The 21,980-nt window shown below is 56.6% G+C and carries 24 protein-coding genes, 1 tRNA gene and 1 pseudogene; 20 read left to right on the forward strand and 6 right to left on the reverse strand.

Annotation, left to right across the window (positions count from 1 at the left end):
* A partial coding sequence (locus VN622_03530; GenBank protein HWR34928.1) for a hypothetical protein occupies nucleotides 1–259 on the forward strand: 259 nt, incomplete at its 5' end.
* Nucleotides 260–827: 568 nt separating this feature from the next.
* Here the strand turns inward: VN622_03530 and VN622_03535 are convergent.
* Nucleotides 828–1,313 carry a hypothetical protein gene (locus tag VN622_03535; protein ID HWR34929.1) on the reverse strand — a complete coding sequence of 162 codons (486 nt, stop codon included), beginning with the start codon at nucleotides 1,311–1,313 and terminating at the stop codon, nucleotides 828–830.
* 789 nt (nucleotides 1,314–2,102) lie between these two features.
* Here VN622_03535 and hisI point away from each other — a divergent pair.
* Genes hisI through VN622_03575 form a run of 8 tightly spaced genes read left to right on the forward strand, consistent with a single transcriptional unit; the run spans nucleotide 2,103 to nucleotide 8,302 of the window.
* On the forward strand, nucleotides 2,103–2,474 hold the full coding sequence (gene hisI, locus VN622_03540) for a phosphoribosyl-AMP cyclohydrolase (GenBank protein ID HWR34930.1): 372 nt from the start codon (nucleotides 2,103–2,105) through the stop codon (nucleotides 2,472–2,474).
* Nucleotides 2,471–3,340 (forward strand): ATP phosphoribosyltransferase, encoded by an 870-nt coding sequence (gene hisG, locus VN622_03545; protein ID HWR34931.1) that lies wholly within the window; start codon nucleotides 2,471–2,473, stop codon nucleotides 3,338–3,340. The genes hisI and hisG overlap by 4 nt, the downstream gene beginning before the upstream one ends.
* Nucleotides 3,340–4,602 (forward strand): histidinol dehydrogenase, encoded by a 1,263-nt coding sequence (hisD, locus tag VN622_03550; protein ID HWR34932.1) that lies wholly within the window; start codon nucleotides 3,340–3,342, stop codon nucleotides 4,600–4,602. Before hisG ends, hisD begins: the two co-directional genes overlap by 1 nt.
* Nucleotides 4,603–4,631: 29 nt before the next feature.
* Nucleotides 4,632–5,687 (forward strand): histidinol-phosphate transaminase, encoded by a 1,056-nt coding sequence (locus VN622_03555; GenBank protein ID HWR34933.1) that lies wholly within the window; start codon nucleotides 4,632–4,634, stop codon nucleotides 5,685–5,687.
* Nucleotides 5,684–6,271: an imidazoleglycerol-phosphate dehydratase HisB gene (gene hisB / locus VN622_03560; GenBank protein HWR34934.1), complete on the forward strand. Its 588-nt coding sequence runs from the start codon at nucleotides 5,684–5,686 to the stop codon at nucleotides 6,269–6,271. Before VN622_03555 ends, hisB begins: the two co-directional genes overlap by 4 nt.
* On the forward strand, nucleotides 6,268–6,870 hold the full coding sequence (gene hisH / locus VN622_03565) for an imidazole glycerol phosphate synthase subunit HisH (protein HWR34935.1): 603 nt from the start codon (nucleotides 6,268–6,270) through the stop codon (nucleotides 6,868–6,870). Before hisB ends, hisH begins: the two co-directional genes overlap by 4 nt.
* Entirely contained in the window at nucleotides 6,864–7,625 is a 762-nt protein-coding gene (gene hisF, locus VN622_03570; GenBank protein HWR34936.1) for an imidazole glycerol phosphate synthase subunit HisF, read from the forward strand. The genes hisH and hisF overlap by 7 nt, the downstream gene beginning before the upstream one ends.
* The gene (locus VN622_03575; GenBank protein HWR34937.1) at nucleotides 7,619–8,302 is read left to right on the forward strand and encodes a HisA/HisF-related TIM barrel protein; all 684 of its coding nucleotides are present in this window, start codon (nucleotides 7,619–7,621) and stop codon (nucleotides 8,300–8,302) included. Before hisF ends, VN622_03575 begins: the two co-directional genes overlap by 7 nt.
* Before the next feature lie 489 nt (nucleotides 8,303–8,791).
* On the opposite strand, the gene VN622_03580 is transcribed toward VN622_03575, so the two are convergent.
* A complete protein-coding gene (locus VN622_03580; protein HWR34938.1) occupies nucleotides 8,792–9,625 on the reverse strand; it encodes a site-specific integrase in 834 nt (277 codons plus the stop codon).
* Between the two features lie 453 nt (nucleotides 9,626–10,078).
* On the opposite strand from VN622_03580, the pseudogene VN622_03585 reads away from it, so the two are divergent.
* Nucleotides 10,079–10,600 (forward strand): annotated as a pseudogene (locus tag VN622_03585) (HAD-IC family P-type ATPase).
* Nucleotides 10,601–10,663: 63 nt separating this feature from the next.
* Here the strand turns inward: VN622_03585 and VN622_03590 are convergent.
* Nucleotides 10,664–11,176: a VOC family protein gene (locus VN622_03590; protein ID HWR34939.1), complete on the reverse strand. Its 513-nt coding sequence runs from the start codon at nucleotides 11,174–11,176 to the stop codon at nucleotides 10,664–10,666.
* Between the two features lie 163 nt (nucleotides 11,177–11,339).
* Here VN622_03590 and VN622_03595 point away from each other — a divergent pair, with 163 nt between their 5' ends.
* From VN622_03595 to VN622_03615, 5 genes are all read left to right on the forward strand, one after another.
* The gene (locus VN622_03595; protein HWR34940.1) at nucleotides 11,340–12,806 is read left to right on the forward strand and encodes a PQQ-binding-like beta-propeller repeat protein; all 1,467 of its coding nucleotides are present in this window, start codon (nucleotides 11,340–11,342) and stop codon (nucleotides 12,804–12,806) included.
* Nucleotides 12,803–13,201, forward strand: coding sequence for a hypothetical protein (locus VN622_03600; GenBank protein HWR34941.1), 399 nt, complete (start codon nucleotides 12,803–12,805; stop codon nucleotides 13,199–13,201). The genes VN622_03595 and VN622_03600 overlap by 4 nt, the downstream gene beginning before the upstream one ends.
* 82 nt (nucleotides 13,202–13,283) lie before the next feature.
* The gene (locus VN622_03605; GenBank protein HWR34942.1) at nucleotides 13,284–14,213 is read left to right on the forward strand and encodes a chromate resistance protein ChrB domain-containing protein; all 930 of its coding nucleotides are present in this window, start codon (nucleotides 13,284–13,286) and stop codon (nucleotides 14,211–14,213) included.
* 27 nt (nucleotides 14,214–14,240) lie between these two features.
* A complete protein-coding gene (locus VN622_03610) occupies nucleotides 14,241–15,185 on the forward strand; it encodes a DUF1259 domain-containing protein (GenBank protein ID HWR34943.1) in 945 nt (314 codons plus the stop codon).
* A 94-nt stretch (nucleotides 15,186–15,279) separates the two neighbouring features.
* Nucleotides 15,280–16,377: a chromate transporter gene (locus VN622_03615; GenBank protein ID HWR34944.1), complete on the forward strand. Its 1,098-nt coding sequence runs from the start codon at nucleotides 15,280–15,282 to the stop codon at nucleotides 16,375–16,377.
* Nucleotides 16,378–17,447: 1,070 nt separating this feature from the next.
* Here the strand turns inward: VN622_03615 and VN622_03620 are convergent.
* On the reverse strand, nucleotides 17,448–18,563 hold the full coding sequence (locus VN622_03620) for a toll/interleukin-1 receptor domain-containing protein (GenBank protein ID HWR34945.1): 1,116 nt from the start codon (nucleotides 18,561–18,563) through the stop codon (nucleotides 17,448–17,450).
* A gap of 228 nt (nucleotides 18,564–18,791) precedes the next feature.
* On the opposite strand from VN622_03620, the gene VN622_03625 reads away from it, so the two are divergent.
* The 4 genes from VN622_03625 to VN622_03640 all read left to right on the forward strand — a co-directional run bounded on the left by VN622_03625 (nucleotide 18,792) and on the right by VN622_03640 (nucleotide 20,836).
* The gene (locus tag VN622_03625) at nucleotides 18,792–19,013 is read left to right on the forward strand and encodes a hypothetical protein (protein HWR34946.1); all 222 of its coding nucleotides are present in this window, start codon (nucleotides 18,792–18,794) and stop codon (nucleotides 19,011–19,013) included.
* A gap of 148 nt (nucleotides 19,014–19,161) precedes the next feature.
* Nucleotides 19,162–19,443: a hypothetical protein gene (locus tag VN622_03630; protein HWR34947.1), complete on the forward strand. Its 282-nt coding sequence runs from the start codon at nucleotides 19,162–19,164 to the stop codon at nucleotides 19,441–19,443.
* 605 nt (nucleotides 19,444–20,048) lie between these two features.
* Nucleotides 20,049–20,300, forward strand: a complete 252-nt coding sequence (locus VN622_03635; GenBank protein HWR34948.1) for a hypothetical protein — start codon at nucleotides 20,049–20,051, stop codon at nucleotides 20,298–20,300.
* 20 nt (nucleotides 20,301–20,320) lie between these two features.
* Entirely contained in the window at nucleotides 20,321–20,836 is a 516-nt protein-coding gene (locus VN622_03640; protein HWR34949.1) for a hypothetical protein, read from the forward strand.
* A 65-nt stretch (nucleotides 20,837–20,901) separates the two neighbouring features.
* On the opposite strand, the gene VN622_03645 is transcribed toward VN622_03640, so the two are convergent.
* On the reverse strand, nucleotides 20,902–21,078 hold the full coding sequence (locus tag VN622_03645) for a hypothetical protein (GenBank protein HWR34950.1): 177 nt from the start codon (nucleotides 21,076–21,078) through the stop codon (nucleotides 20,902–20,904).
* 177 nt (nucleotides 21,079–21,255) lie between these two features.
* Between VN622_03645 and VN622_03650 the strand changes: the two genes are divergently transcribed.
* On the forward strand, nucleotides 21,256–21,777 hold the full coding sequence (locus VN622_03650) for a site-specific integrase (protein HWR34951.1): 522 nt from the start codon (nucleotides 21,256–21,258) through the stop codon (nucleotides 21,775–21,777).
* A gap of 68 nt (nucleotides 21,778–21,845) precedes the next feature.
* Here the strand turns inward: VN622_03650 and VN622_03655 are convergent.
* Nucleotides 21,846–21,922, reverse strand: a tRNA-Val gene (locus tag VN622_03655).
* Between the last annotated feature and the right edge of the window lie 58 nt (nucleotides 21,923–21,980).

Here is a 21,980-nt window from a genome sequence, read left to right on the forward strand (position 1 = left end):
GGAATGGCATGGCGATCTGCTCGGTGGCGTGTTGACCATCAACGGTAAGTGGCAGGATGGGAAGCCGATGCTCGCAATACCGAACTACGCGCGCATGAACAGAGTTGAACCGGAGCCAGTGGAAACTGCCGCCGGCGAACCCGTCAATTACGCGCCAGGCGCCACGGCGAGCTCTGTTCCTACGTCCAATAACGCCAGCAACCGCCGGACTCGCAGACCCGGCATCCAATCGCTGGTCTGGATGAAGGATCAGGCTTGAAGACCTATGCCTCGGGCGGCGCACCAACGATAGTTGTTGACTATCGGCTTGTATCCACCTATCCAGAGTAGCTGGATAGGTGGGTACATTTCACTTTACGATGCGACATTTTCTGCATTTTTCATGCGGCGCACGCCATAATTCGCGCAGACCGCACGTTTTGATCTTCTCGGTCATTTCCATCAGCACATCTTCCGAAGGCATTTCCAAACGAAGGCGACTGAGCAGGTGCCTTGGTGCCCCAGGTTAACGCCGTGTTGTTCGGCGTTAACCTGGGAGTCGCTACTTCTCTGAAGACAATCTCCTTACTCCGAAGATTCACAGTCGTAGTGTCGACATATGACGGGCGGGCTCCGCTGACTACATCAGCCGAAACAGAGTCACTTCGTGACGTTTAGCTGCTATCGTCGCGGTCAGATATGCGTTTCGTGAGACGGGGGCGGTTGATATCGAGTCGGAGTGGAGAGACGTGATCGGGAAGCGAAAAACCTAGCCCTGCCGATTCGAGAGTGTTCCTTGTCCCAGGTTAACGCCGAACAACACGGCATGAACCTGGGGCACCGGCAATTCACTTCGGAACCTTGAAACTGAATTCGTTGGACTGATCTAGGGGACGCGACTTCGCACCGATTACAAGAACAGAGGCTTTGAATTTCCTGTCGCCGCCAGCAGCAAGTTGCGACGGAACCAGAAATTCTACTCGTCCCGAAGGATCTGTTGGGCAAGCCGCTTCTTGCACAATTCGCAATTTCCCAAACTCGTCAGAATTAACAGAGTTCGCCGGAAGCCGCTTTAGTTCGGAACCAACGATTGCGACGTGGATCGGCTCGGTCGCATTGCGACAATACAGAGGCACCGTAATCTTGGCGACATGCTCATCCTTGAGTTCAACGGAGTTAGCGCTTCCCAAAAAAGCGAGCATTGGCGAACGTCCTCCAGGCGAAGACTCAATTTGCGGATACTTGCGGCTAAATGTTGCCAGAGCTTTGCCGTATGCCTTGGAGTCACGTTGATCGCGTGTCTCCCAGCGCGGATGATCTGAAATATGCACCATCAATTCTTCGTCAGAGGACGACTGCAACTGCCGATATGTTAGTCCACTCGCTTCGTCAAACACAGTTCACAAATGAGGCCCAGAATCGGTTCAAGGTGTCGGGAAGAGTAGCACGGAATTCGCAGGCCTAGCAGCGAGTTACTCGACGATATTTATTTCTTGAAGCGTGGGAACATCTGGCGATTTTCGCTGTATTAGTTTCGATGACCCTAGACCGGGTCGTTCTTCGTTCATTCCTGTCCGTGAGCATCTTGCATCAGCGCCAGCTTGAGAGATAATTTGTATGACTCTTGCAATTGCTGGTCAGCTTTATCCTGGTGACCGCGACCGCTTTGTCATCGCATTAGGTACGCTACTGTCTAATAAAATCAGACATCAGCGCATGCCATAGACACACCGTGGACACACTCCATGTGACCAGCGATGCTTTGCTATGCCTTTGAGTGTGCCCGTATCCTGTGAGTTGTTGGAAGCACAGCTTCCGAGTTAATTGACACGGTAGAGGTCAGGAGTTCGAGTCTCCTCGTGCCTACCATTTCTTTCTTCCGCTTACGGCCAAAACGGAAATCGACGTGGTACACCACGCGACCATTGCTTTGACAGCGCTTATCGTAAGAGCTATGATGCTGAATAGTTATGACAACGCTCGTCCATCGCCATCACCATCATCACCACGTGCTGATCGTGTCGGCGGAGACCTGCGGATAACATAAGACGTAAGCAATCATCCAAAGTTCAACCCGCTGATGCGAAAGCACAGCGGGTTTTTTGCGTTCATTCGGCATCCCGCTGGCGCGCAGAGCAGAAAATGAGGAAGAAATGGCCCGGATTGATTTCGAAAAGATGCAGGGACTGGCGCCGGCCGTGGTACAGGACGCCGACAATGACGAAGTGCTGATGGTCGGCTTCATGAACGAAGAATCGCTGAAGAGGACCCTCGACTCCGGTTACCTAACCTTTTACAGCCGAACCCGCAAAAAGCTGTGGACCAAGGGGGAGACCTCCGGGAATCGGCTGCGTGTCATGAGCGCTGCGACCGACTGCGACCAGGACACCGTGCTGATCAAGGTCCGCGTAGAGGGCGACGGCGTCGTATGCCATGAAGGCACGCGCTCCTGCTTCACGCGTCCCATCACACTTTCTACGGAGGCGCGGTCATGAGGATCCGACTCGGCATTCCCAAAGGCAGCCTTCAAGACGCGACGATACAATTGTTCGCGGCTTCCGGCTTCACAATCTACGCCAATGGCCGTTCCTACTTTCCGCAGACCGACGATCCGGAACTCGACTGCATGCTCATCCGTGCCCAGGAGATGGCACGGTACGTCGAACACGGCGCACTCGATGCCGGCCTCACAGGCCTGGACTGGGTGGTCGAGAGCGGACTGGAAGTCGTTCCGGTAGCCGACCTCAATTATGCCAAGCAGAGCCGCGGCAAAATCCGCTGGGTTCTGGCTGTGCCGGAGGACTCACCTTTCAAGCGCGCCGAAGACCTCGCCGGCAAGATCATCGCGACGGAGCTGGTTCAAGTAACAAGAAACTATTTCGCCGAAAGGAATGTGCCGGTCAAGGTCGAGTTCTCCTGGGGCGCAACCGAAGTAAAGCCGCCGACACTCGCCGATGCAATTGTCGAGGTCACCGAGACGGGAAGTTCACTTAAAGCTAATCGCCTGCGCATCATTGAGACCGTGCTCGAATCGAACACGCAACTGATCGGCAACAAGAGCGCCTGGGAGAATCCTGAAAAGCGACAGAAGATCGAGAACATCGCGCTGATGTTGCAGGGCGCCATCGCGGCACAGGGCCGTGTCGGGCTAATGCTCAACGTCGAACGCAAGAACCTCGACGCCGTGGTCGGGGTACTGCCTGCGCTGAACGCCCCGACGATTTCGTCGCTGAGCAGTTCCGAGTGGGTGGCAGTGAACACGATCCTCGAAGAGACGATCGTCCGTGATGTCATCCCCAGGTTAAAGGCTGCGGGCGGCACCGGTATCGTTGAGTATCCACTGAACAAGGTGGTGCTGTGATGCGCGTGCTTGAAGGCAAAGTGGCGTACCGGGAGGTCCTGCGGCTGAGCGCACGCGACCACGGTAGCAATCAGTACCCGAACATGAACTCCGAGTTGCGCGCCAGAGTGCAGGCAATTGTTCTGGACGTGGGTTCGAGGGGTGAGGCAGCTGTGCGCAAGTACGCCGAGGAGTTCGACGGTATCACTACAGATCAACCGCTCCGGGTCCCCGAAAAGGATATGCGGGCGGCGCTGAGAGCAGTCTCACCGAAATTCATCAAGGCCCTGAAGCAAGCCGCGGCAAATGTTAAGCGCTTTGCCGAATGGCAAAAGCCGAAGTCGTGGATGCGGACCATTCTGCCCGGCGTAAACGTCGGACAGAAGGTAGAGCCAATTTCTGGGGTGGGTTGTTACGTTCCGGGCGGACGTTACCCGCTCCCCTCTTCCCTGTTGATGACCGTTATTCCGGCACAGGTCGCGGGAGTAAAAAACATCGCTGTATGCTCACCGCGTCCAGCCAATGAGACACTCGCCGCCGGAGCCCTATTCGGAGTGACCCAGTTCTACAGAATAGGCGGCGCGCATGCCATTGCGGCCATGGCCTTCGGAGCCGCAGAAGGACTCGAGCGGATCGTGAAGATTGTCGGCCCCGGAAACAAATACGTGACCATGGCCAAGCAGCTCGTATCATCGCAGTGCTCCATTGACATGCCGGCCGGTCCGACGGAGATCGTGTACCTTGCAGAAAAGGGCAACCCGGCATTCATCGCCTCGGATATCGTGGCGCAGGCCGAACACGATCCGGAGACACTGCCTGTCTTCATTACCTCCAGCAAGAAACTGGCTGCGACAGTTGCTCAGGCCGCTCTCGAGATGACCGACGCGAATCCGATTGCACGCGAATCGCTCACGAACAATGGCGTCGCACTCGTCGCGCAGAACCACAGGCAAGCCGTTGACTGGGCAAATGCGATCGGCGCAGAACACATCACCGTGGATGCCCCTGACGTCACGAAGATAACGACGGCGGGTTCGATGTTCATCGGGCCATACTCTCCCCAATCACTTGGCGATTACGTCTCAGGTCCCAATCACGTACTGCCAACCGGCAATGTAGCCCGCTATCGTGGCGGGCTCAGCGTGTTCGACTTCCTGAAGATCATCACCGTCCAGGAGGTCACGAAGGCGGGACTGAGGCGGATCGGTCCGACGGCTATTACGCTGGCCGAAGCTGAGGGATTAAAAGCGCACGCCGAGAGTGTGCGCGCGAGGTTGCGCTGATGTTGCGGGCACGGAGGGCTGTAGAACGATTGAAACAGTATCATCCGCCACTCGGCGGACGCACCGGCCTGCGCATGGACTTCAACGAGAACATCAGCGGATGTTCGCCGCGTGTATTGGCGAAGCTGCGCACGATTGGCGCCGAACTGCTGAATCGCTATCCCGAGCGCCAACCGGCAGAACGCATTGCCGCTGAGTTCCTTAAGTTGCAGCCCGAGCAGGCGCTGCTGACGAATGGCGTCGATGAAGCCATCCACTTGCTGGCCGAAACGTATCTGGAGCTGGGTGACGAGGCGCTGATCGTCGTACCTACGTTCTCGATGTACGAGATATACGTGCTGGCGACGGGCGCAACGTTGCAAACCGTGCAGGCCGGCGCCGACTTCATGTTCCCGACCAGCGCGGTCTTGCAGGCCATCAACGAGCACACGAAATTGATCGCAATCGCTAACCCTAATAATCCCACAGGAGCCGCGGTCGCCAACGACGTTCTTCTTCAGATCGCGAAAGCTGCACCCAGCGCCGCCGTGCTCGTCGACGAAGCCTACTTCGACTTTTACGGCACGACCCTGGTCGGCGAGATCGGACGCCAGGAGAACCTGTTCGTCGCACGTACCTTTTCGAAAGCCTACGGACTCGCCGGGTTCCGCATGGGTGTGCTCGCCGGAAGCACAGAGCAGATGCACCTCCTGCGCCGTGTAGGTTCGCCCTACAACGTCAACGGTGTCGCGCTCGCCTGTCTGCCGGAGGCGCTCGCCGACCGCGAGTTCGTGGCCAACTACGTGGCGCAGGTGCGTCGTGGTCGTGAACGTCTAGCCGCTGAGTTCGACGCGCTTGGCATTCGTCGCTGGCCAAGCGAGGCTAATTTCGTGCTCGGGTACTTCGGCAGGTTCCGCAAGTCGCTTGTCGAAGAGATGCGCCGCCGTGGCATTCTCGTACGCGACCGGAACGGCGATCCCGGATGCGCCGGTTGCATCCGAATCACCGTCGGCACTGATGCGCAAACCGATGTGCTGATCGAGCAACTGCGAGCGGCGCTGGAGAGCGTAGGGTTCAAGCCCGAGGAGAAGAAGGTGACGAGATGAGACAGGCACGCATCGCGCGAAAGACCAACGAGACCGACATCATGCTGGCCCTCAACCTTGACGGGCGCGGCACGTACCAGATCTCGACCGGGATCCGCTTCCTGGATCACATGCTCGAACTCTTCTCGCGGCACGGTGGTTTCGACCTAAAGCTCACCTGCGAAGGCGACCTCGACCTCGATCAGCACCACACGGTCGAAGATGTCGGCATTGCGCTGGGTGAGGCCTTCGATAGGGCGCTTGGCGACAAGAGAGGAATTCTGCGCGCCGGCTACTTCCTGATGCCGATGGACGAAACACTCGGGCTCGCGGCGGTAGATTTCGGCGGACGCACCAGCGCGCTGATCGACACGAAGGTAAGAACTCGCATGGTTGGCGATCTCGAAGCCGAACTTGTCCATGACTTCTTCGAGGGTTTCGCTCGCGGCGCCCGGGCAAATGTCCATCTAAAGACGATGTACGGCCGCTCAAGTCATCACAAGATCGAGGCGCTGTTCAAAGCATTCGCGCGTGCATTGCGGGTAGCCTGTTCCAAAGACGGGCGTCTGGCCAAGATGCTGCCGAGCACCAAGGGCCTGCTATGAAGAAGATCACTATCATTGACTATCGCGCGGGCAATCTTGCCTCAGTGCAGAAAGCCTTCGAATATCTCGGCTGTGAAACGGTCATCACCGATGACCCGCAGATCGTGCGTTCGGCGCAGACGATTGTCCTTCCAGGCGTAGGACACTTCGGCACCATGGCGCGCCTGGAGCAGAGCAGGGTGAAGGCGGAGATTGAAGGCAAGATCGCCGCCGGCACGCCCTTCCTGGGCATCTGCCTCGGCATGCAGTGGCTCTTTGAGGGCAGCGCCGAAGCACCCGGAGTCAGGGGTCTCGGCCTTTTCGCGGGACGTTGCGAGCATTTCGTAACCGGGGTAAAAGTCCCGCACGTCGGCTGGAACAATTTGGAGGCCCGGGGCAAGTCGCGCCTGTTTGCGGGCGTCCCGCATGATGGGTTTGTCTATTACACGCACTCCTACCGTGCACCGGTGACTGACGGCGTCATCGCAACGACACACTACGGCGAACCATTCGCCGCCGCAGCCGAACGCGACAATGTCTATGGTGTACAGTTTCACCCGGAAAAGTCGAGCGACATCGGCTTGGCAATCCTCAGGAACTTCTGCGAGGCCGCATGTTGACAAAGCGCATCATCGCCTGCCTCGACGTGACTGCCGGACGCGTGGTCAAGGGCGTAAGATTCGAGCAACTGCGCGATGCCGGCGACCCCGCCGAGTTGGCGTTGCGTCACGCCCAGAGCGGTGCCGACGAAGTCGTGCTGCTGGACATCACCGCCACGCACGAAGCCAGGCCCATTCTCATCGACGTCGTCCGTCGTACGGCGCGTGAACTGTTCGTGCCTTTCACCGTCGGCGGAGGTGTACGAACGCTCAGTGACGCCGGCGCGCTGTTCGACGCCGGTGCCGACAAGATCACGATGAACTCAGCAGCGGTGAAAGACCCGACGCTGATTACAGAGATCGCCGAGCGCTTCGGCTCGCAGGCGATTGTCGTCGCCATCGACGCCAAAGGCCCGGCGGCAAGCAGCGAGGTGTATGTGAGCGGCGGACGAAAGTCGACCGGACTCAGGACGCTGGACTGGGCGCGCGAGGTCGAGCGGCGCGGCGCCGGCGAAATCATGCTTACTTCGATGGACCGCGACGGCACAGGCATCGGTTTCGAGTGCGCACTTACGTCGGCGGTCGCCAGCGCCGTCCAGATCCCCGTCATCGCTTCCGGTGGCGCAGGCAACGCCGAGCACTTTATCGACGTCTTTGGCAACGGATGCGCAGACGCTGCACTGGCTGCGTCCATCTTTCATTTCGAGATCCACGACGTGCGAGAACTCAAGGCGTGCCTACGGTCACGCGGCATTCCCGTGAGGCTCCCATGCTGATTCCATCCATCGATTTGATGGGCGGCAAGGTCGTCCAGCTTGTGCAGGGCGCGCGCATGGCTCTCGAGTTCGACAACTTCGAGTACTGGATCGAGCGTTTCCTCCCCTATCCAATGGTGCAACTCATTGACCTGGATGCAGCGATGGGCAGGGGCGAGAACCGACGCCTAGTCGAGTACTTCGCTGATCGCCTCCCCTGCCAGGTCGGCGGCGGCATCCGAAGCGTAGAAGCCGTACAGCAGATGTTTCGCTCAGGTGCAAAGAAGGTCATCGTCGGCTCTGCACTGTTAAAGAATGGTAGCGTAGACCTGCGGATCGCAAAGGAGATGGCACACGCGGCCGCGGCCGAGCGCCTGATCTTCGCCGTTGATTCACGTGAAGGCTACGTCGCCATCAAGGGCTGGCGGGAGGGGACGCGCCTCACCCCCGACCAGATGATGTGCGAAACCGAGCCTTATTGCGGAGGATTCCTCTACACGCACATCGATACGGAAGGAACCATGACCGGTATTCCCATCGACGTCGTTCGAAGGCTGAAGCAGAGCACGCGGCGGAAGCTGATCGCCGCCGGCGGCATTCGATCCATGGATGACGTCAACGAGCTGGACTCGATAGCTGTAGACGCCGTAGTCGGAATGGCGCTGTATACCGGGAAACTCGGTGAACCTCACCCATAGTTCCTGGCACCGGCCAAAACCTTCTGGTTGTCAGATTTCAGCATCGTCGAAGATCCAACCAAAAGCGGCGGGGCCGACGATACTGCAAGCTGGGTCGATCCCGAATTCGTCCCGGACCGGTAGAGGATCATTACTTCGCAAGAATCGTCTATCGCTACCGTGGTGCACACTTGTGTACACCACAACGGGGGCTATCGTAGACTTATAGTGACTTAGGGTGCCGCAGGAATCCCGCTATGTCGTTGTAAGTTGTTATTGTGCTTGAGTTGACACGGTAACGTTCGGCATCATTGGGGTACCCAACCTGGGGTACCCAAGCGAAAATGACTGAAAAGTTCTTATAAGAATCAGAACAACTTACGCGATTGAAGCACCACGGCTGTGACTCAGAAGTTATTGATTCTACAAAGATTGTGAAGTTCGGGACCAGGGGGTCGGAGGTTTAAGTCCTCTCTCCCCGACCATTCTTTCTCTCACATTCCAAAGCAGTTATTCAGATTGCTGAGCATTCGATTTTTTCCGATTTTTCGGTACATTCGGTACAACTGATGGCAGTTCGAACCCCAATCCGCACTGCTCTGCCCACTTTTTTCGGAACTCGACGTCCTCTTTGATCTTGTCGTAGAGGTCGCTCATATCCTGATCCGCATGTCCTAACCAATACTTGCAGAGTCCATCAGGACACCCGGTGTGGTTTCGCAGGTACGTGTTCCGGAATCGACGAAATGCATGATTTCCAGCTTTAAACGTACCCGTGTGCGGATTGATGTACCCGATCTGCTTTAGCGCTGGATGGAGATGTCGCCGGATTACATTCGACGGATTCAAAGGCTTCCCGCTCTTTGTGCAGAATAGGAACCCTTTCTTTCGTTTCCCGACGAAATCTTTCAGCACCTTCGTCGCAAGAGGATGAAGGTCCACATCGCGATAGGCGTTATCCGTCTTGAGGCGTTGCTCGACTTCCCCATGCCGAACCTTCTGGCGAACGTAGATGGTCGTGAAATCCGGGGAGATGTGCTTATCGATTTCAATTCCAAGCGCTTCCCCAATCCTCAATCCAGTCGCCGCGCACAAAATGAACAGCGCGCGTTCTCGCAACTTCTTCCATGCAGCGAGCCCCGTCATTACTACGGAGCTGAACGTTGGCGTGTTTTGGTTCGACTTTTTCACGATCGTCATATCGACGAAATCGTGATTCCACTTACGAGGATGGATTTCCTCTCCTTCATCGTTGAACGCAGATGCCACTACGGCCTTCACGATCGCGGTGTACGTGTTAATCGTTTTCGGTGAACGATCCGCGTCAACTAGGATGTCGACCATTCTCTTCAAGGCTCCATTGTTAACTTCGGATAACGGCACCCCTCCGAGATATGGATTTAACCAAAGCCTCAACACGCGCTCCATGTCCGCGATTGTGCAGCATGAAACCGGCTTCCGTTTTCTGGCCCGCAGGAGTTTGATGCATCGTTCACTTTGTTCTTTGAACGTTGTTACCGTTTCTTGCTTGACCACTCGGTTGAAATGCTCGGCGGTGTCAGCACCGCTCTCGGCAATAATTTCCCGTGCTCGGCGCTGCCGTTCCGATTCACTCAAAGATCCGGGACCGCTGATCGGGCAGATCTTTGTCCTCTTGTGAGCTCGTTCCTCCTTTCCTGGTACGTCCATCCACCATCGAACGACGTACCACTTTCCACTTTTCTCAATGTGACCGTCTTGACCAGTTCGGCGGGACATGCTTTTGCCTCTCCGCTTCACTGGTGTCGCCGCGCCAACGTTGAGGCATTGCATGAGCGCAATGTTCAAGTGGTGATGATGACAGGAGATAGTCGCGCGGTAGCCAACTCTGTTGCGACCGATCTTGGTATCGACCTCGTCTTTGCGGAGGTATTGCCGGCGCAGAAGTCCGAAAAGATCCGCGAGTTGAAGCGCTCGGGCAAGCGCGTGGCCATGGTCGGTGACGGCGTGAACGACGCACCAGCGTTAGTCACCGCTGACGTAGGAATCGTAATTGGTGCAGAGACCGACGTAGCCGTGGAAGCTGGCGATATCGTGCTCGTTCGCAGCGATCCCCGAGATGTGCCAAGAATTATCGACCTGTCGAAGGCAAGCTATCGCAAAATGGTTCAAAACCTAGGTTGGGCAACCGGGTACAACGTGTTTGCCATACCCTTAGCGGCGGGTGTCCTTGCCCCGTGGGGTGTAATTCTCTCCCCTGCCGTCGGTGCTGTTCTTATGTCAGTAAGCACAGTGATCGTAGCCGCAAATGCGCAATTGCTCAGGCGCGTGCGACTGTGAACAGCCAAAACAGTCTCGTCAATAAAGCAGCTTCCATCTTCAGATTGATTTCGGCTTCTGCGCTCAAGCTTGCACGTCCGGATCGGCTATGGCTGTGAAGGCATTGAGGTTGGTTTTGCCGCATGCGAGATTTCCTGCAGAAGAAAGCGGCTGAATCCGAACGTCCCCAACCGATGAGGCGAGCAGTATCAGAATAGGAAGTTGCAGGCCGTCCGGGTCTCTGAGGAAAAGTATTTCCTCTCCGAAGTCTGATCGGGTTTCGTCAAAATCGACTTGTCGCTTGTGAAGTCGTTCCCGCCAGTACGGTATGGATCTTTCGGGAACAGCAAATGATGTGACCGTCAGTTGTCCCGTGCCAATTCGACCAAGGTATGCGCCTGGCCAAGGGAAAAACGTAAGGATGGTGCCCGGATGCCCCTGCCCGTCTCCGTAGTAAAGGTGGTAAGTGGTCGGATCATCGAAATTGACGGTCAGCTTCACCAGGCGGAGGCCGAGAACACCGGTGTAGAAATTGATATTCGATTGTGGCTCGCCTGCGATGGCAGTGACGTGATGCAGTCCTTCAATTACGGGCATGCTCGCCTCCGATTCGGCGTGCTTAGAAGTGAGGCGGGTCGATATGTCTTCCTACCGTGCTCATATATGCCTCATCCATGTCATCTGTGGAAGAGCTCAAGCTGCTCTGCGAAGCACGGTGCGGGAGTGCCATCCCAGAGCGTCCGCGAGCGCATGATCCACGGTGAAACGACCACCGCCGGTGAATGCCAGCGCAAGCGATGAGGCGAAGAGCATCAGCCGCGGCACGGCGGACGGTTACCTGATTGCCATGGACGCGCAGACCGGGGCACCGCGATGGGAGCAAGCGGCTGCGGACCCGGCGAAGGGCTACTCGTTCACCATGCCGCCACTGATCTATGACAATCTTGTCATCATCGGGACTGCGGGCACCGAGTTAGGGATTCGAGGATGGGTAGGTGCCTTTCGCTTGAGTAATGGGCAGCCTGTCTGGAAATTCAATACTGTTCCCGAACCGAACGATCCGGCTGCGAAGACATGGGGAGCGAACGCCAATGTCCTCAAGACTGCGGGGGGTTCCATATGGACGCCGCTCGCGCTGGATACGAAACGTGGATTGGTCTTCATTCCTGTCGGCAACCCCGTCCCCGATGTTTATGATGCGGACCGCCCGGGCCGTAATCTCTACACCAATTCCGTCGTAGCGCTGGACGCAAAGACGGGCAAGCTAGCCTGGTATTTTCAGCCATATCCGCACGACCAGCATGATTGGGATCTGACCCAGGTGGGCCCTATTTTTTCGCTTACCGTGGACGGTCGCCCCAGGGACATGATGGCCGTTTGCGGCAAGGACGCAATCTTGCGCTTGCTGGATGTGGACACCCAAAGGGTGCTGTGGGAGAAAACAATTGTGAATCGCGTGAACGCGACTGCTCCAGTGACTCCGGCTGGGGTTCACGTCTGTCCAGGCTTCGATGCCGGGCAGAAATGGAGCGGATCATCTTACGATCGTCTCAACCATCAGTTAGTCGCCCAGGCGATCGATCACTGTAGCACGATTACCAGTGGAACTGCCCCGCCAGTGCTGAATCCAAACAAGCCGAACAACGAAGAATCGCAATCCGTATTTGTTGATGGAGCCTCCAAGCCGGATCCCTGGAATACAGCGAAGGGCTGGATCATAGCGTTTGATCCGAGCACCGGTGCGGTTCGCTGGAGATACGTGGCTAAGAAGCCCATCCATGCGGCTGTGGTTACTACGGCCGGCAATCTGACTTTCAGCGGAGAGTACACCGGCGACTTCTTCGCGCTCGATAGCCGTGATGGGAAACTGCTGTATGACTTCCAAACGGGCGGACAAGTCGGCGCAGGAATTGTGACGTATCAGCCGGCCGATACGCAGTACGTCGCCGTCGTAACTGGGACGTTGGTAATCACGAGGAACGCAGCCGTTCCAAAGACGAGCAGCGCAAAGACAATCGGCTTCACTCATTTCATGACTCCCCTCTCGACGACACCTTCGTGGCAGTCAAACACGTTATATGCGTATCGTGTGATGGTAATACGCGTAGCTGAGAGGTATTCCATTTTGCGAACACGCAGACTTCACCCACGTTGCGACAACGTTACGGCTCTACCTCACATCAGTAATACCTATACGACAGCGTCTTTGCTGCTCCACGTTACGTGATTGCAGCGAAACGAGGTGCGGAGATAAAGATCGCGCGAATACTTCTGCTTGTCGTCGTGATTGCCGGATTAGCGATTTGGTACTTCACTGCGCAGGCGCAGGATAAAGACGATCAGCACGCAACGGGAAAGAACACAACCGTGACCGGGTGCCTAGCGAAGGGCGACAGCCCAAACGAGTTCTACCTCACCGGTGATGACGGCAAACGCTACGAGGTGCGCAGCGACACCGTCAAGCTCGGCGACCACCTCGGGCACAAGGTCACACTGGTTGGCACTGCTGCGAAGGAATCGGACAAAGACAAACATAAGGACGAGGACGAGGATGAGGCCCGCGAAGCTACCGCGGCGAACTTGCAGGTAAGCAGTGTGCAAATGGTGAGCAGCTGCAAGTGACAACCGTTCGCGCGGCCAAGGCCGCCTGACAGGTGGTGGATGGCCCATGTAGGGTTCAGCAGCCTGGAACGAGGAGGTGTTCATGGCGGAGGCGCCAACGGAACAGCATGCGCCATGGCTGCTGCTGATGTTCAGTTTGTCGGCGAAGCAGGCGAGCCAGCGCGTGGGAGTTTGGCGAAAGCTCAAGAAATACGGCTCGGTCTCACTGCGCACATCGGGGTATCTGCTGCCGAATCGCCCTGAGAATCAGGAGCGGTTCGAGTGGCTCGCGGCTGCCATTCGCAAATACAAAGGAAAGGCCTCCGTCGCCCAAGTACATGCACTTGACGATCTGCCATCCGAGAAGTTGCAGGCCATCTTCATCGCAGAGCGGTCGAAAGATTACGAAGTGCTGATCCGCGATCTCAAGAAGATCGCGGGCAAAGGCAAGCGTGAACCCGGCGACCTTGCTAAGTTCCGCCGCCGTCTCCAGGAGATTGCGGCGATCGACTTCTTCAACAGCCCGCTCCGCAGTCGTGCGGAAGCACTGCTTCAAAGTGCGGATTCAATAGGTGAGAGCAAGGCGATTCCTTCTTCCGGGAGGAAGACGCGAAAGGAATACCTCGACCGCGTCTGGCTCACGCGGCCGCGTCCCGGAATCGATCGCGTTTCATCCGCATGGCTTATACGACGGTTCATCGACCCCGCTGCGCGCTTCGTGTTTGCTACCGACCCTCGCCAACAGCCGAAGGCGGTTCCTTTCGACATGTTTCAAGCAGGTGGCTTCGGTCACCGCGGCGACGATTGCACATTCGAGACGTTACGGAAGGAGTTTGGCATCCGCGACCCAAAGGTAGAGGTCATTGCCGAAATAATTCATGACGCCGATCTATGCGACGAGAAGTTCGGCCGATCAGAGGGCCTCGGTCTTGATCGGGTGCTGATCGGGTGGGCGAACCAAGGCATTTCCGATGACGAGCTGCTGCGTCGAGGCATGGAACTCATTGAAGGCTTATATCGATCGATTTCCTGAGAATCGGGACTAATGAAGGAGAGGACAATGCGGTTAGGAAAGAACACTCGGAGAATGATCATTGCCATGACCGTTGTCGTTTGGGCATGCACTTGGACCGTAGCGCAGACGAGCAAACCCGACGACAAGAGCGGTCAATGGAAATCGGTTGAGGATGCCTTTGGCAGACCCGGCAAGCTGCAACCCGATGGCACGTTCAAGTTCAGCATGCCCAGGAGCGATCTCAAGGTCACCCTGGATGGAACAACGATAAAGCCCGGACTCGCGCTTGGATCATGGACGGCCTTCGAAGGATCGCTGGAGCACTCAATGGTGATGGGCGATCTCGTGCTAACCGAAGACGAAGTTGAGCCGGTCATGATGAAACTCCAGCAGGAGGGCATACAGGAAACGGCGGTCCACAATCATCTTCTGCACGAGACGCCTCGCGTCATGTACATGCACGTAGAGGGACACGGCAATCCCGTCAACATGGCAAAGGCGATTCACGACGCGCTCGCGCTGACCAAGACGCCGGCTGCCGCGAGCAGCCCATCACCCGCGGGCGACCAGAAGATCGACATCGATACGGCAAGGGTCAATTCGATTCTCGGTCATGATGGCAAAGTGAACGGCGGCATCCTACAAGTGAGCGTGCCTCGTGCCGAAAAGATCACGGATCAAGGCATGGAAGTGCCGCCTTCAATGGGAACGGCGACGGCGCTGAACTTCCAGCCGACCGGCAATGGGCGTGCCGCTATCACTGGCGACTTCGTTCTGCTTCCTGACGAGGTCAATCCGGTGTTGAAGGCCCTGCGCGATAACGGCATTCAAGTGACTGCACTGCACAGCCACATGCTCAACGATCAGCCGCACCTGCTCTACATGCACTTCTGGGCAAACGACGACGCGACGAAGTTGGCCAAAGGATTGCGCGCTGCATTAGACCAGACGAAGACGAAGACAGCGGGGAGCGAACAAGCCGAAAAGTAGAAGCCGCAATGTTGGCGACATCAAGGTGTGCCTCGTGCAAGCGCCTATCGTGCATTCGGTTAAACCCGTACGGCCTGAATACTCGCTCGGCGGTATGGTCCTGTATTTTCTGCGCCTTGGAACACTAGGCTTCGGTGGACCGATCGCACTTGCGGCCTACATGCAGCGCGACCTTGTCGAGGAACGCCAATGGCTCACGCACGATGAATACCTGGAAGGATTGGTTTTGGCGCAACTCGCACCTGGGCCACTCGCCGCGCAGTTGGCAATGTATCTCGGCTTCGTGCGTGGAGGCTGGGTCGGTACGACCGCCGTCGGATTCGCCTTCATAGGGCCATCGTTCTTAATGGTTGTCGCTCTCGCCGTCGCTTATGTCCGCTACGGCGGCTTGGCTTGGATGCAGGCCTTGTTCTATGGCATCGGTGCGGCTGTCATCGGCATCATCGCACGCTCTGCGTGGAAGCTGATGAAATCTACGCTCAAGCGCGATGTCTTGCTGTGGCTGATATTTCTCGCACTCGCTGCGTCAACGGCGATAACTGAGCGTGAACTTGTTTGGCTATTCCTTGCTGGCGGATTAATTGCACTCACCGTAAAGGCGTTTCCGCGCAAGCTTGCCGATGCGCCCTTGCCTCTCGTTCTGTTCACGACGGCTTCCGCAACATCTCTAGGAAAGTTCGGCGAGGTGCTTGGCTATTTTGCGAAGGCAGGTTTATTCGTATTCGGCAGCGGCCTTGCGATCGTGCCGTTTCTTCACGGCGGCGTTGTCGTTGAGCATCACTGGCTTACCGAGCGACAGTTCCTCGACGCTGTTGCCGTCGCAATGATTACGCCTGGGCCGGTCGTGATCACCGTCGGTTTCATTGGATTTCTTGTGGCGGGACTGAGCGGCGCGATAGCCGCTGCACTCGGCGTCTTCCTGCCCGTCTACGCTGTGGTCATTGTTATCGCACCGTATTACAAGCGATTCGCCAAGAACCCGCAACTACACGCCTTTGTCAGAGGTGTGACAGCTGCGGCAACCGGCGCCATTGCAGGCGCCGTCATCGTGCTGGCCCGACGTGCCGTGCACGACCTGCCAACGTGCCTTATAGCAATCGCGACTCTCCTGCTCATGCTCCGCTGGAAAATGCCGGAACCCTTACTGATCGCTGCAGCGGGTATCGCAGGGCTATTCCTCTATCGGAGTTGAACTCATTTAACAAATGTATCCGAATACGGGCAATCCGGACACGATTAGCGGACCATCATCGTGCGGAAAGGGCCCGCTGGCGAATTGAACCCTTTGGACCCACGTCGAAAACTTGGGTCCAATTTAGGTCCATTCGCTGCCGAAAACCGGGTAAAACGGTACTGCACGACGCAGAACCGGACTAAGCGAATCAACAACATAGTGTTCCTGCCGCTTTTTCGGGACCAGTGGGTCGGAGGTTCACATCCTCTCTCGAGCGTAGACGACTTTCTTCGGGTTCTTCAGGTGGGCGTCATCAATTTCGTGAAGCCGCCAAGCTCGGAGTGGATGTTCTTCGTAGCTGGGTTCGCCCAGGTCGCAAGCGGATGGTGCCGTACAAGTATCCAAACGCTAAAGCGCCTCAAGCCTTCATGGTTCCGGCAGGATCTACTTTGCCTCTTGGACCTCAACACCAAAAGATCAAACCATTGATCGCCGAGCGCCTCGATTTGAGGGACGCAAGAAAGGCGCAAGAGTTGCTCGGATGCGGAGGGGTGACGGGCAAAATCGTGCTCGTCCCATCAAAGATCCCGTACGGATTTTCTGCTTGAACATTGAAGGTGCCCAGATCGCTTGCAAAGGGAGTGCACCCCCACTCCTTGTCGGTCTTCTTGGGCGGCGGAACGGCAACAAAGCCGCCAAGAGCGATGGCCCAGTTCCGAAAATATGAAAGGCCCTCCTTCGTCCCAATGACTCCGACCGAAATCTCACGCGGTCGCACCGGGGCAGCATGAGGCCCGTAAAGGAAAAGACCGTCCTTGGGATGATCGCAGGTCTGGCCGTGGCCGAAAAACAGTTCAGGCCCTCGATATGGATGACTTCAAGGGTTTCTTCTGGGAGGTCCATTAGCCCTCAAAGTGCCGAGCGTGGAATCATCGGATTCCTCTGCGTCGTCTCCCATCGTGTCCGGGAGCGCAGTCGTGACCGGCGACGTGAACAGCATCGGCCTGGCTTCAAATGTGATGGCGTTGGAACCTGATAGAGGCACCGAGAAATTGGGAGAGTCGCACGACAGCAATTCGAGAAACTCATTAAACGGCCATGCCACGCTTTATTGCGCCAACCTTTGCAGATCGTACGCCGCAATCGGTGCTGCGTGTCGGCGTCGCCAATGACGGCACCGGCCCGATTGCCGGTGAGTTCCGCGAAAAGCACGCGTGTTTTGAGCTTGAAGTGAGGGCACGGCCAAAAGAACGGCGATACGGATATGCCGTATTGCCAGACCTTGCCGCCTGCGCTGTTGCGCAACATGGAGGACCGGCGTTGGCCTTGCTTGCCCACGAGACCCTCCTGCCTAACGGCATCTGCGCCTCGCTGACGTGGAACGCCGTCTGCGCGGCGAAGAAATGCTGGTACAGGCCCTTTGAACGACAGAAGCTTTCCCACGCACGACGGAACATGGATGACACAATGTTCTGCGCCTGGCGCGGCTTTATATCCGGTGATTGACTGCCGTGCTCGAGGAGATCAAGCAATTTATGCTCGGACTGGATTTCAAACGGCGCGACGTAGGCGAAGTCGCGCTCGATTTCCGCAGGTAAGGCGAACGAGAAGAAACCACGCTGGTAAACCTCGGCGGGAACTGTGCTTTCACGGCACGTCTTCTCCATCGAGTCGAGATTGATCGGCCCCGGCGGATAGTAGTAGCGGATTGTGTCCGGGAGGCTGGCGACACGTAACCAGTTGGAAGTGAGGACTTCAGGTACTTTCTCGACCTTCGTCGCCAACCGCTTTCTGTAGTTCTCCCAGTTTGGGTTGATCACCCCGTCTACAACGCGTGGGACGTTCTGCTTCTCGAGCGTGTCCAGGAGCTCATGCAGGCCATTGGCCCAGCTTCCCAAGAGATCGACCCTCTGAAGTTCGCCGATGCCGAACACTTTTCTGAATGGCTCAAGCCGAAGCGGAATTATGAAGCGCGGGTCGTTTAGCTCTTTCGCGAGGTTCGTGCCGATGCCGATTTCCTCCTGTACGCCATTCTTGTTGAGGGTGGCGTCGCGGCAGCACAGGAGCATTTTCACCGCTTTGTTTTGCAGCGTGTCGGTGATTTCCCTGCGCCAGCGGTCTCCTGGCTCAAGGGTGAGGATGTCCGCAAAGACCGTGTACCCTGCAGCCTCAAGGCGTGGGGTAAAGCCAGAGCACAAACTCATCGTCTTCGGGCGTAGCCTTGCTGATGAAGACGATCTCCCGTGTCCTGCGGCTTGTATCCTCGGTCACATTGTGCGCGGTTGTCATGATCGCGATAACTCTCCCTTGAACGCCTTGTCAAGTATGGCGGGAACGAGACTCCTAACCTGCTCTTTGAGGGACAATCCGTGCGACGAATGCGAATGGGGTAGGCGGAAGTGCGAGGAGCAGGAGCAGGAGCACCGAGCTGGATGTGCGTGTGCCTGGTCTCCGTCTGGTCGAAGCTGCTGCGGGGCGGCAACGAATTAGCGACTGAGGAGGCCGAGTTGATGACGGACCCAACGACTGAACGTCTTATGGGCTTCGGTGAAGGCCGCACGAACGCACAGAGCGAAGGTGATGGCGAGGACGAGGATGGCGACCACCGTCACAAAGGACTTGCGATCATAAAGGAAGGACACACGGCGGGTTGATTTGGGCCGGGGGCCTTCGTCGTGTGCTTTCAATGAAGGGCTGGAAAGTCGTACGACTTCCAACCATGCGATCTCCGTGGCTAGCGTGTTCCGCTTGGGCGGCGCGCCCCATCAGTTGCTGGTCCATTGCGCTGGAATTGAAGGCATCATGAACGACAAGAGCAGATATGCGACTGGAGCCGCCCGGCGTGGGGCGCTCGAAGAACGGCTGTTGATAAGGTCTGGTGATCTGGATTCCTCGGTCGTTGTCGAAGCAGTTCGACGGACTTTTGATCGCAGAGGAACTCATCCCCTACCGAGCACGTTGCAGCCACCTCCGCCCGAATGGGATAAACCGTTTCAAGCTCTGGCTGAAGAATGCCAACTTGATGTTTCAGTGAATACGGCGTTTGAGAAACTATCGCAGTTTGTCGCGATGGTTTTTGGGTAATGCGCTCTATTTCCGGATGGAACGGAGAATCGAGCTGTTAGACAAGCTGTCGGCAGAAAAGTTACGTTTTTCCACAGCTATTTTCTAATAACTGTAAATTTCTCGCTCGTCTTCTTTGAATTGTAGATAGGACATTTAAGAGGTAGCTACAATGATCGGCGCAGCGTAAAGAGACTGAATCGTGCACGGGGCTGTACCACAAGTGGGAAAGTGTTCGGGAAAATTGGGCCAATGAATGTCACCATTCATAAGGGCAGCCATGAAATTGGCGAAACCTGTATTCAGGTCTCATCGGGAAACACAACAACTCTTCTCGATGTAATCTCAGCACAGACAGTCGGCCTGTCGATGTCTCTCGCCTAGCTGTTGATGCCATGCTTGTGAGCCATTCGCATCAGGATCACTTCGGCCTCATGGCCTCACTGCCGTCCGGCACTCCGGTGTACATCGGCAAGCTGGCCCGCTGCTTGATCGATGCCACGCAGGTGTGGGCAATGCCTTCACCGTTATGAAAGCGAAAAACATGGCGAATGAAGCGTTGGCTGCTGCTAGGGAATGGCGAAGGAACATAACTTGCCGGGTCAGCATAATGGGCCGCCAGATACGTGGCGCCACTGCTTCTGGTCCTGCACCATGGCAAGTATTTAGGCGAGCAAGTGGTTGAGACTATCGCTGATGAGCACGAGAAGGAAGGTAACAAGCACGGTCAACCACATGATGAAGAGCTGATGGATCGCGCAAACAATCTCGTCGGGCGGGGTGCAGCATGTGAAAAGGAGAACTGCTGGGACGCTTGCACCGATAGATACGACCAAGGCCGACTATTCGGGTTGGGCGCTCACCCAATGATTCCCTAGTTGGTACGGAGAGCACATAAATGAAACGCGATTTTCAACAATTCTTGTTCATCTGTGCTGCATGGGGCGTATGTCTTGCAGTTGGGTGCACGTCGAAAGGCCCGACTCGATTGAGTGATGGTTTTCAGAGCTACGAAACATCGCAGGAAGTTCGAAATAGACTGAGCCAGTCTGGCATGGCTAGCGGCTGGCAGGAGGAGTCCAAAGGGACTGCAGCGTCGGATCCACGCCCTTCATATAAGTTCCTGGCGATGTCCGGTCCTTTTACGCTCTCAGGAGTAGAAGGTTGCCTGAAACTTACCTTCTATAACGATCATTTGATGTCAGCGGAGTTTTCCACCGAAAGTGGTGGTGAGTACCTTCGGGCACTGAAGGAAGCACGTATCAATGTTCCAGCAGAAGACAGAAAAGAAACCACAGTTGATCGACGCACGACATTCCGGTATGACACTGACGCAGATGGCACGTTTCGGTTTAGCTGGACTGACCCAATGCTTGAAAATGAGTGGCTGAAATGGGTTCGAGATAACTCCTGACCTTTACTTATCCATGTGACCGAGCCGCCCGATGCTGGGCGGCTTTTGTCGTCAGGAAATGCAGGTTAGAGGTTGCGAGCGAAGGCGACGTTCAGCGCTTCGATGCGCTCGATGATGGCGTTGCGGCGTGGACCGGGGGTTGAGGCGGTCGGCACATAGCAGAGCAAGTCGAGCTGGCGTCCGATGATGGACGAGCGCACGGGCCTGGTGCACGCTGGGGCACGCGAAGCTCGATACGACACAGCTTTACACGCACGTCTCGGTTCGCACGCTGAAGGAGATCCACGCTGCCACCCATCCCGGAGCTACAACTCGATGCGAAGCGCGAGGCGCACCATGATCCTGATGGTGCTGCTGCCGAGCAGAAGGCTGAACTGCTGGCCTCCTTGGATGCGAAGTCGGACGAGGAGCCACGAATCGTGGTTCGACGTAGCTGGGTGGGTGAAATTGGGGCCTGCAAGAACTTTTACCGCAAAGCTCCGGTCGCCATGCATCCGGTACTCGGTGGCTACCTTTTGCAATGGCACAGGGAGACGATGTACGGAAAGCCCAGCGATTGGGTGTTCGCATCGACCAAGCTGAAAGGCGCGAAACCTCGGTGCGGCAGTATTGCCAGTCGATGCTACCTGTATCCAGCGGCAGCCAAGGCGGGCGTCCTCCGTTCCGTTGAAGAGCGGAACGAGAGCGGAAAGCTCGTCCGCACGCGCTACTTCGACTTGAGCGGCAATCCCGTCAAACGTTGGGGCTGGCACAACCTGAGGCACAGCCTGGCAAGCTGGCTCGTTTCCAATGGCGTCGATGTTAAAACGGTCTCCTCAATGCTGCGCCATAGCAACGTGCAAACCACGCTGGGAATTTACAGCCACGCTGTCGATTCTAATAAGCTGGCGGCTCAGGGACAGTTCCTGATCAGGCTGCTGGAAGGCGACTCGGTGCAATAACGGAATGAAAAGCGGAATGGGAACGATGCGGAGGAGGAAATCAAACGTGCTAACTGCTAGAAAAGAAATGGTAGGCACGAGGAGACTCGAACTCCTGACCTCTACCGTGTCAAGGTAGCGCTCTAACCAACTGAGCTACGCGCCTACAAAAGCGTCAGATGCGCTGGGAGCACATCTCTTCCCCCTTTCGGGGTTCGCCTGAA

The organism is Clostridia bacterium (genome assembly GCA_035561135.1).
Taxonomy (GTDB): Bacteria; Acidobacteriota; Terriglobia; order Terriglobales; family Acidobacteriaceae; genus DATMYA01.

Excerpts from the sequence above, each read along its gene's own strand:
- hisF (HWR34936.1), top strand. The coding sequence starts at position 6,864 with ATGTTGACAAAGCGCATCATCGCCTGCCTCGACGTGACTGCCGGACGC.
- hisB (HWR34934.1), top strand. The coding sequence starts at position 5,684 with ATGAGACAGGCACGCATCGCGCGAAAGACCAACGAGACCGACATCATG.
- VN622_03620 (HWR34945.1), bottom strand. The coding sequence starts at position 18,563 with ATGAGTTTGTGCTCTGGCTTTACCCCACGCCTTGAGGCTGCAGGGTAC.
- hisD (HWR34932.1), top strand. The coding sequence starts at position 3,340 with ATGCGCGTGCTTGAAGGCAAAGTGGCGTACCGGGAGGTCCTGCGGCTG.
- VN622_03640 (HWR34949.1), top strand. The coding sequence starts at position 20,321 with ATGAAACGCGATTTTCAACAATTCTTGTTCATCTGTGCTGCATGGGGC.
- VN622_03575 (HWR34937.1), top strand. The coding sequence starts at position 7,619 with ATGCTGATTCCATCCATCGATTTGATGGGCGGCAAGGTCGTCCAGCTT.
- VN622_03615 (HWR34944.1), top strand. The coding sequence starts at position 15,280 with ATGGTCCTGTATTTTCTGCGCCTTGGAACACTAGGCTTCGGTGGACCG.
- hisH (HWR34935.1), top strand. The coding sequence starts at position 6,268 with ATGAAGAAGATCACTATCATTGACTATCGCGCGGGCAATCTTGCCTCA.
- VN622_03590 (HWR34939.1), bottom strand. The coding sequence starts at position 11,176 with ATGCCCGTAATTGAAGGACTGCATCACGTCACTGCCATCGCAGGCGAG.
- VN622_03625 (HWR34946.1), top strand. The coding sequence starts at position 18,792 with ATGTGCGTGTGCCTGGTCTCCGTCTGGTCGAAGCTGCTGCGGGGCGGC.
- hisG (HWR34931.1), top strand. The coding sequence starts at position 2,471 with ATGAGGATCCGACTCGGCATTCCCAAAGGCAGCCTTCAAGACGCGACG.
- VN622_03535 (HWR34929.1), bottom strand. The coding sequence starts at position 1,313 with ATGGTGCATATTTCAGATCATCCGCGCTGGGAGACACGCGATCAACGT.
- VN622_03610 (HWR34943.1), top strand. The coding sequence starts at position 14,241 with ATGCGGTTAGGAAAGAACACTCGGAGAATGATCATTGCCATGACCGTT.
- VN622_03580 (HWR34938.1), bottom strand. The coding sequence starts at position 9,625 with ATGGTCGACATCCTAGTTGACGCGGATCGTTCACCGAAAACGATTAAC.
- VN622_03630 (HWR34947.1), top strand. The coding sequence starts at position 19,162 with ATGAACGACAAGAGCAGATATGCGACTGGAGCCGCCCGGCGTGGGGCG.
- VN622_03605 (HWR34942.1), top strand. The coding sequence starts at position 13,284 with ATGGCGGAGGCGCCAACGGAACAGCATGCGCCATGGCTGCTGCTGATG.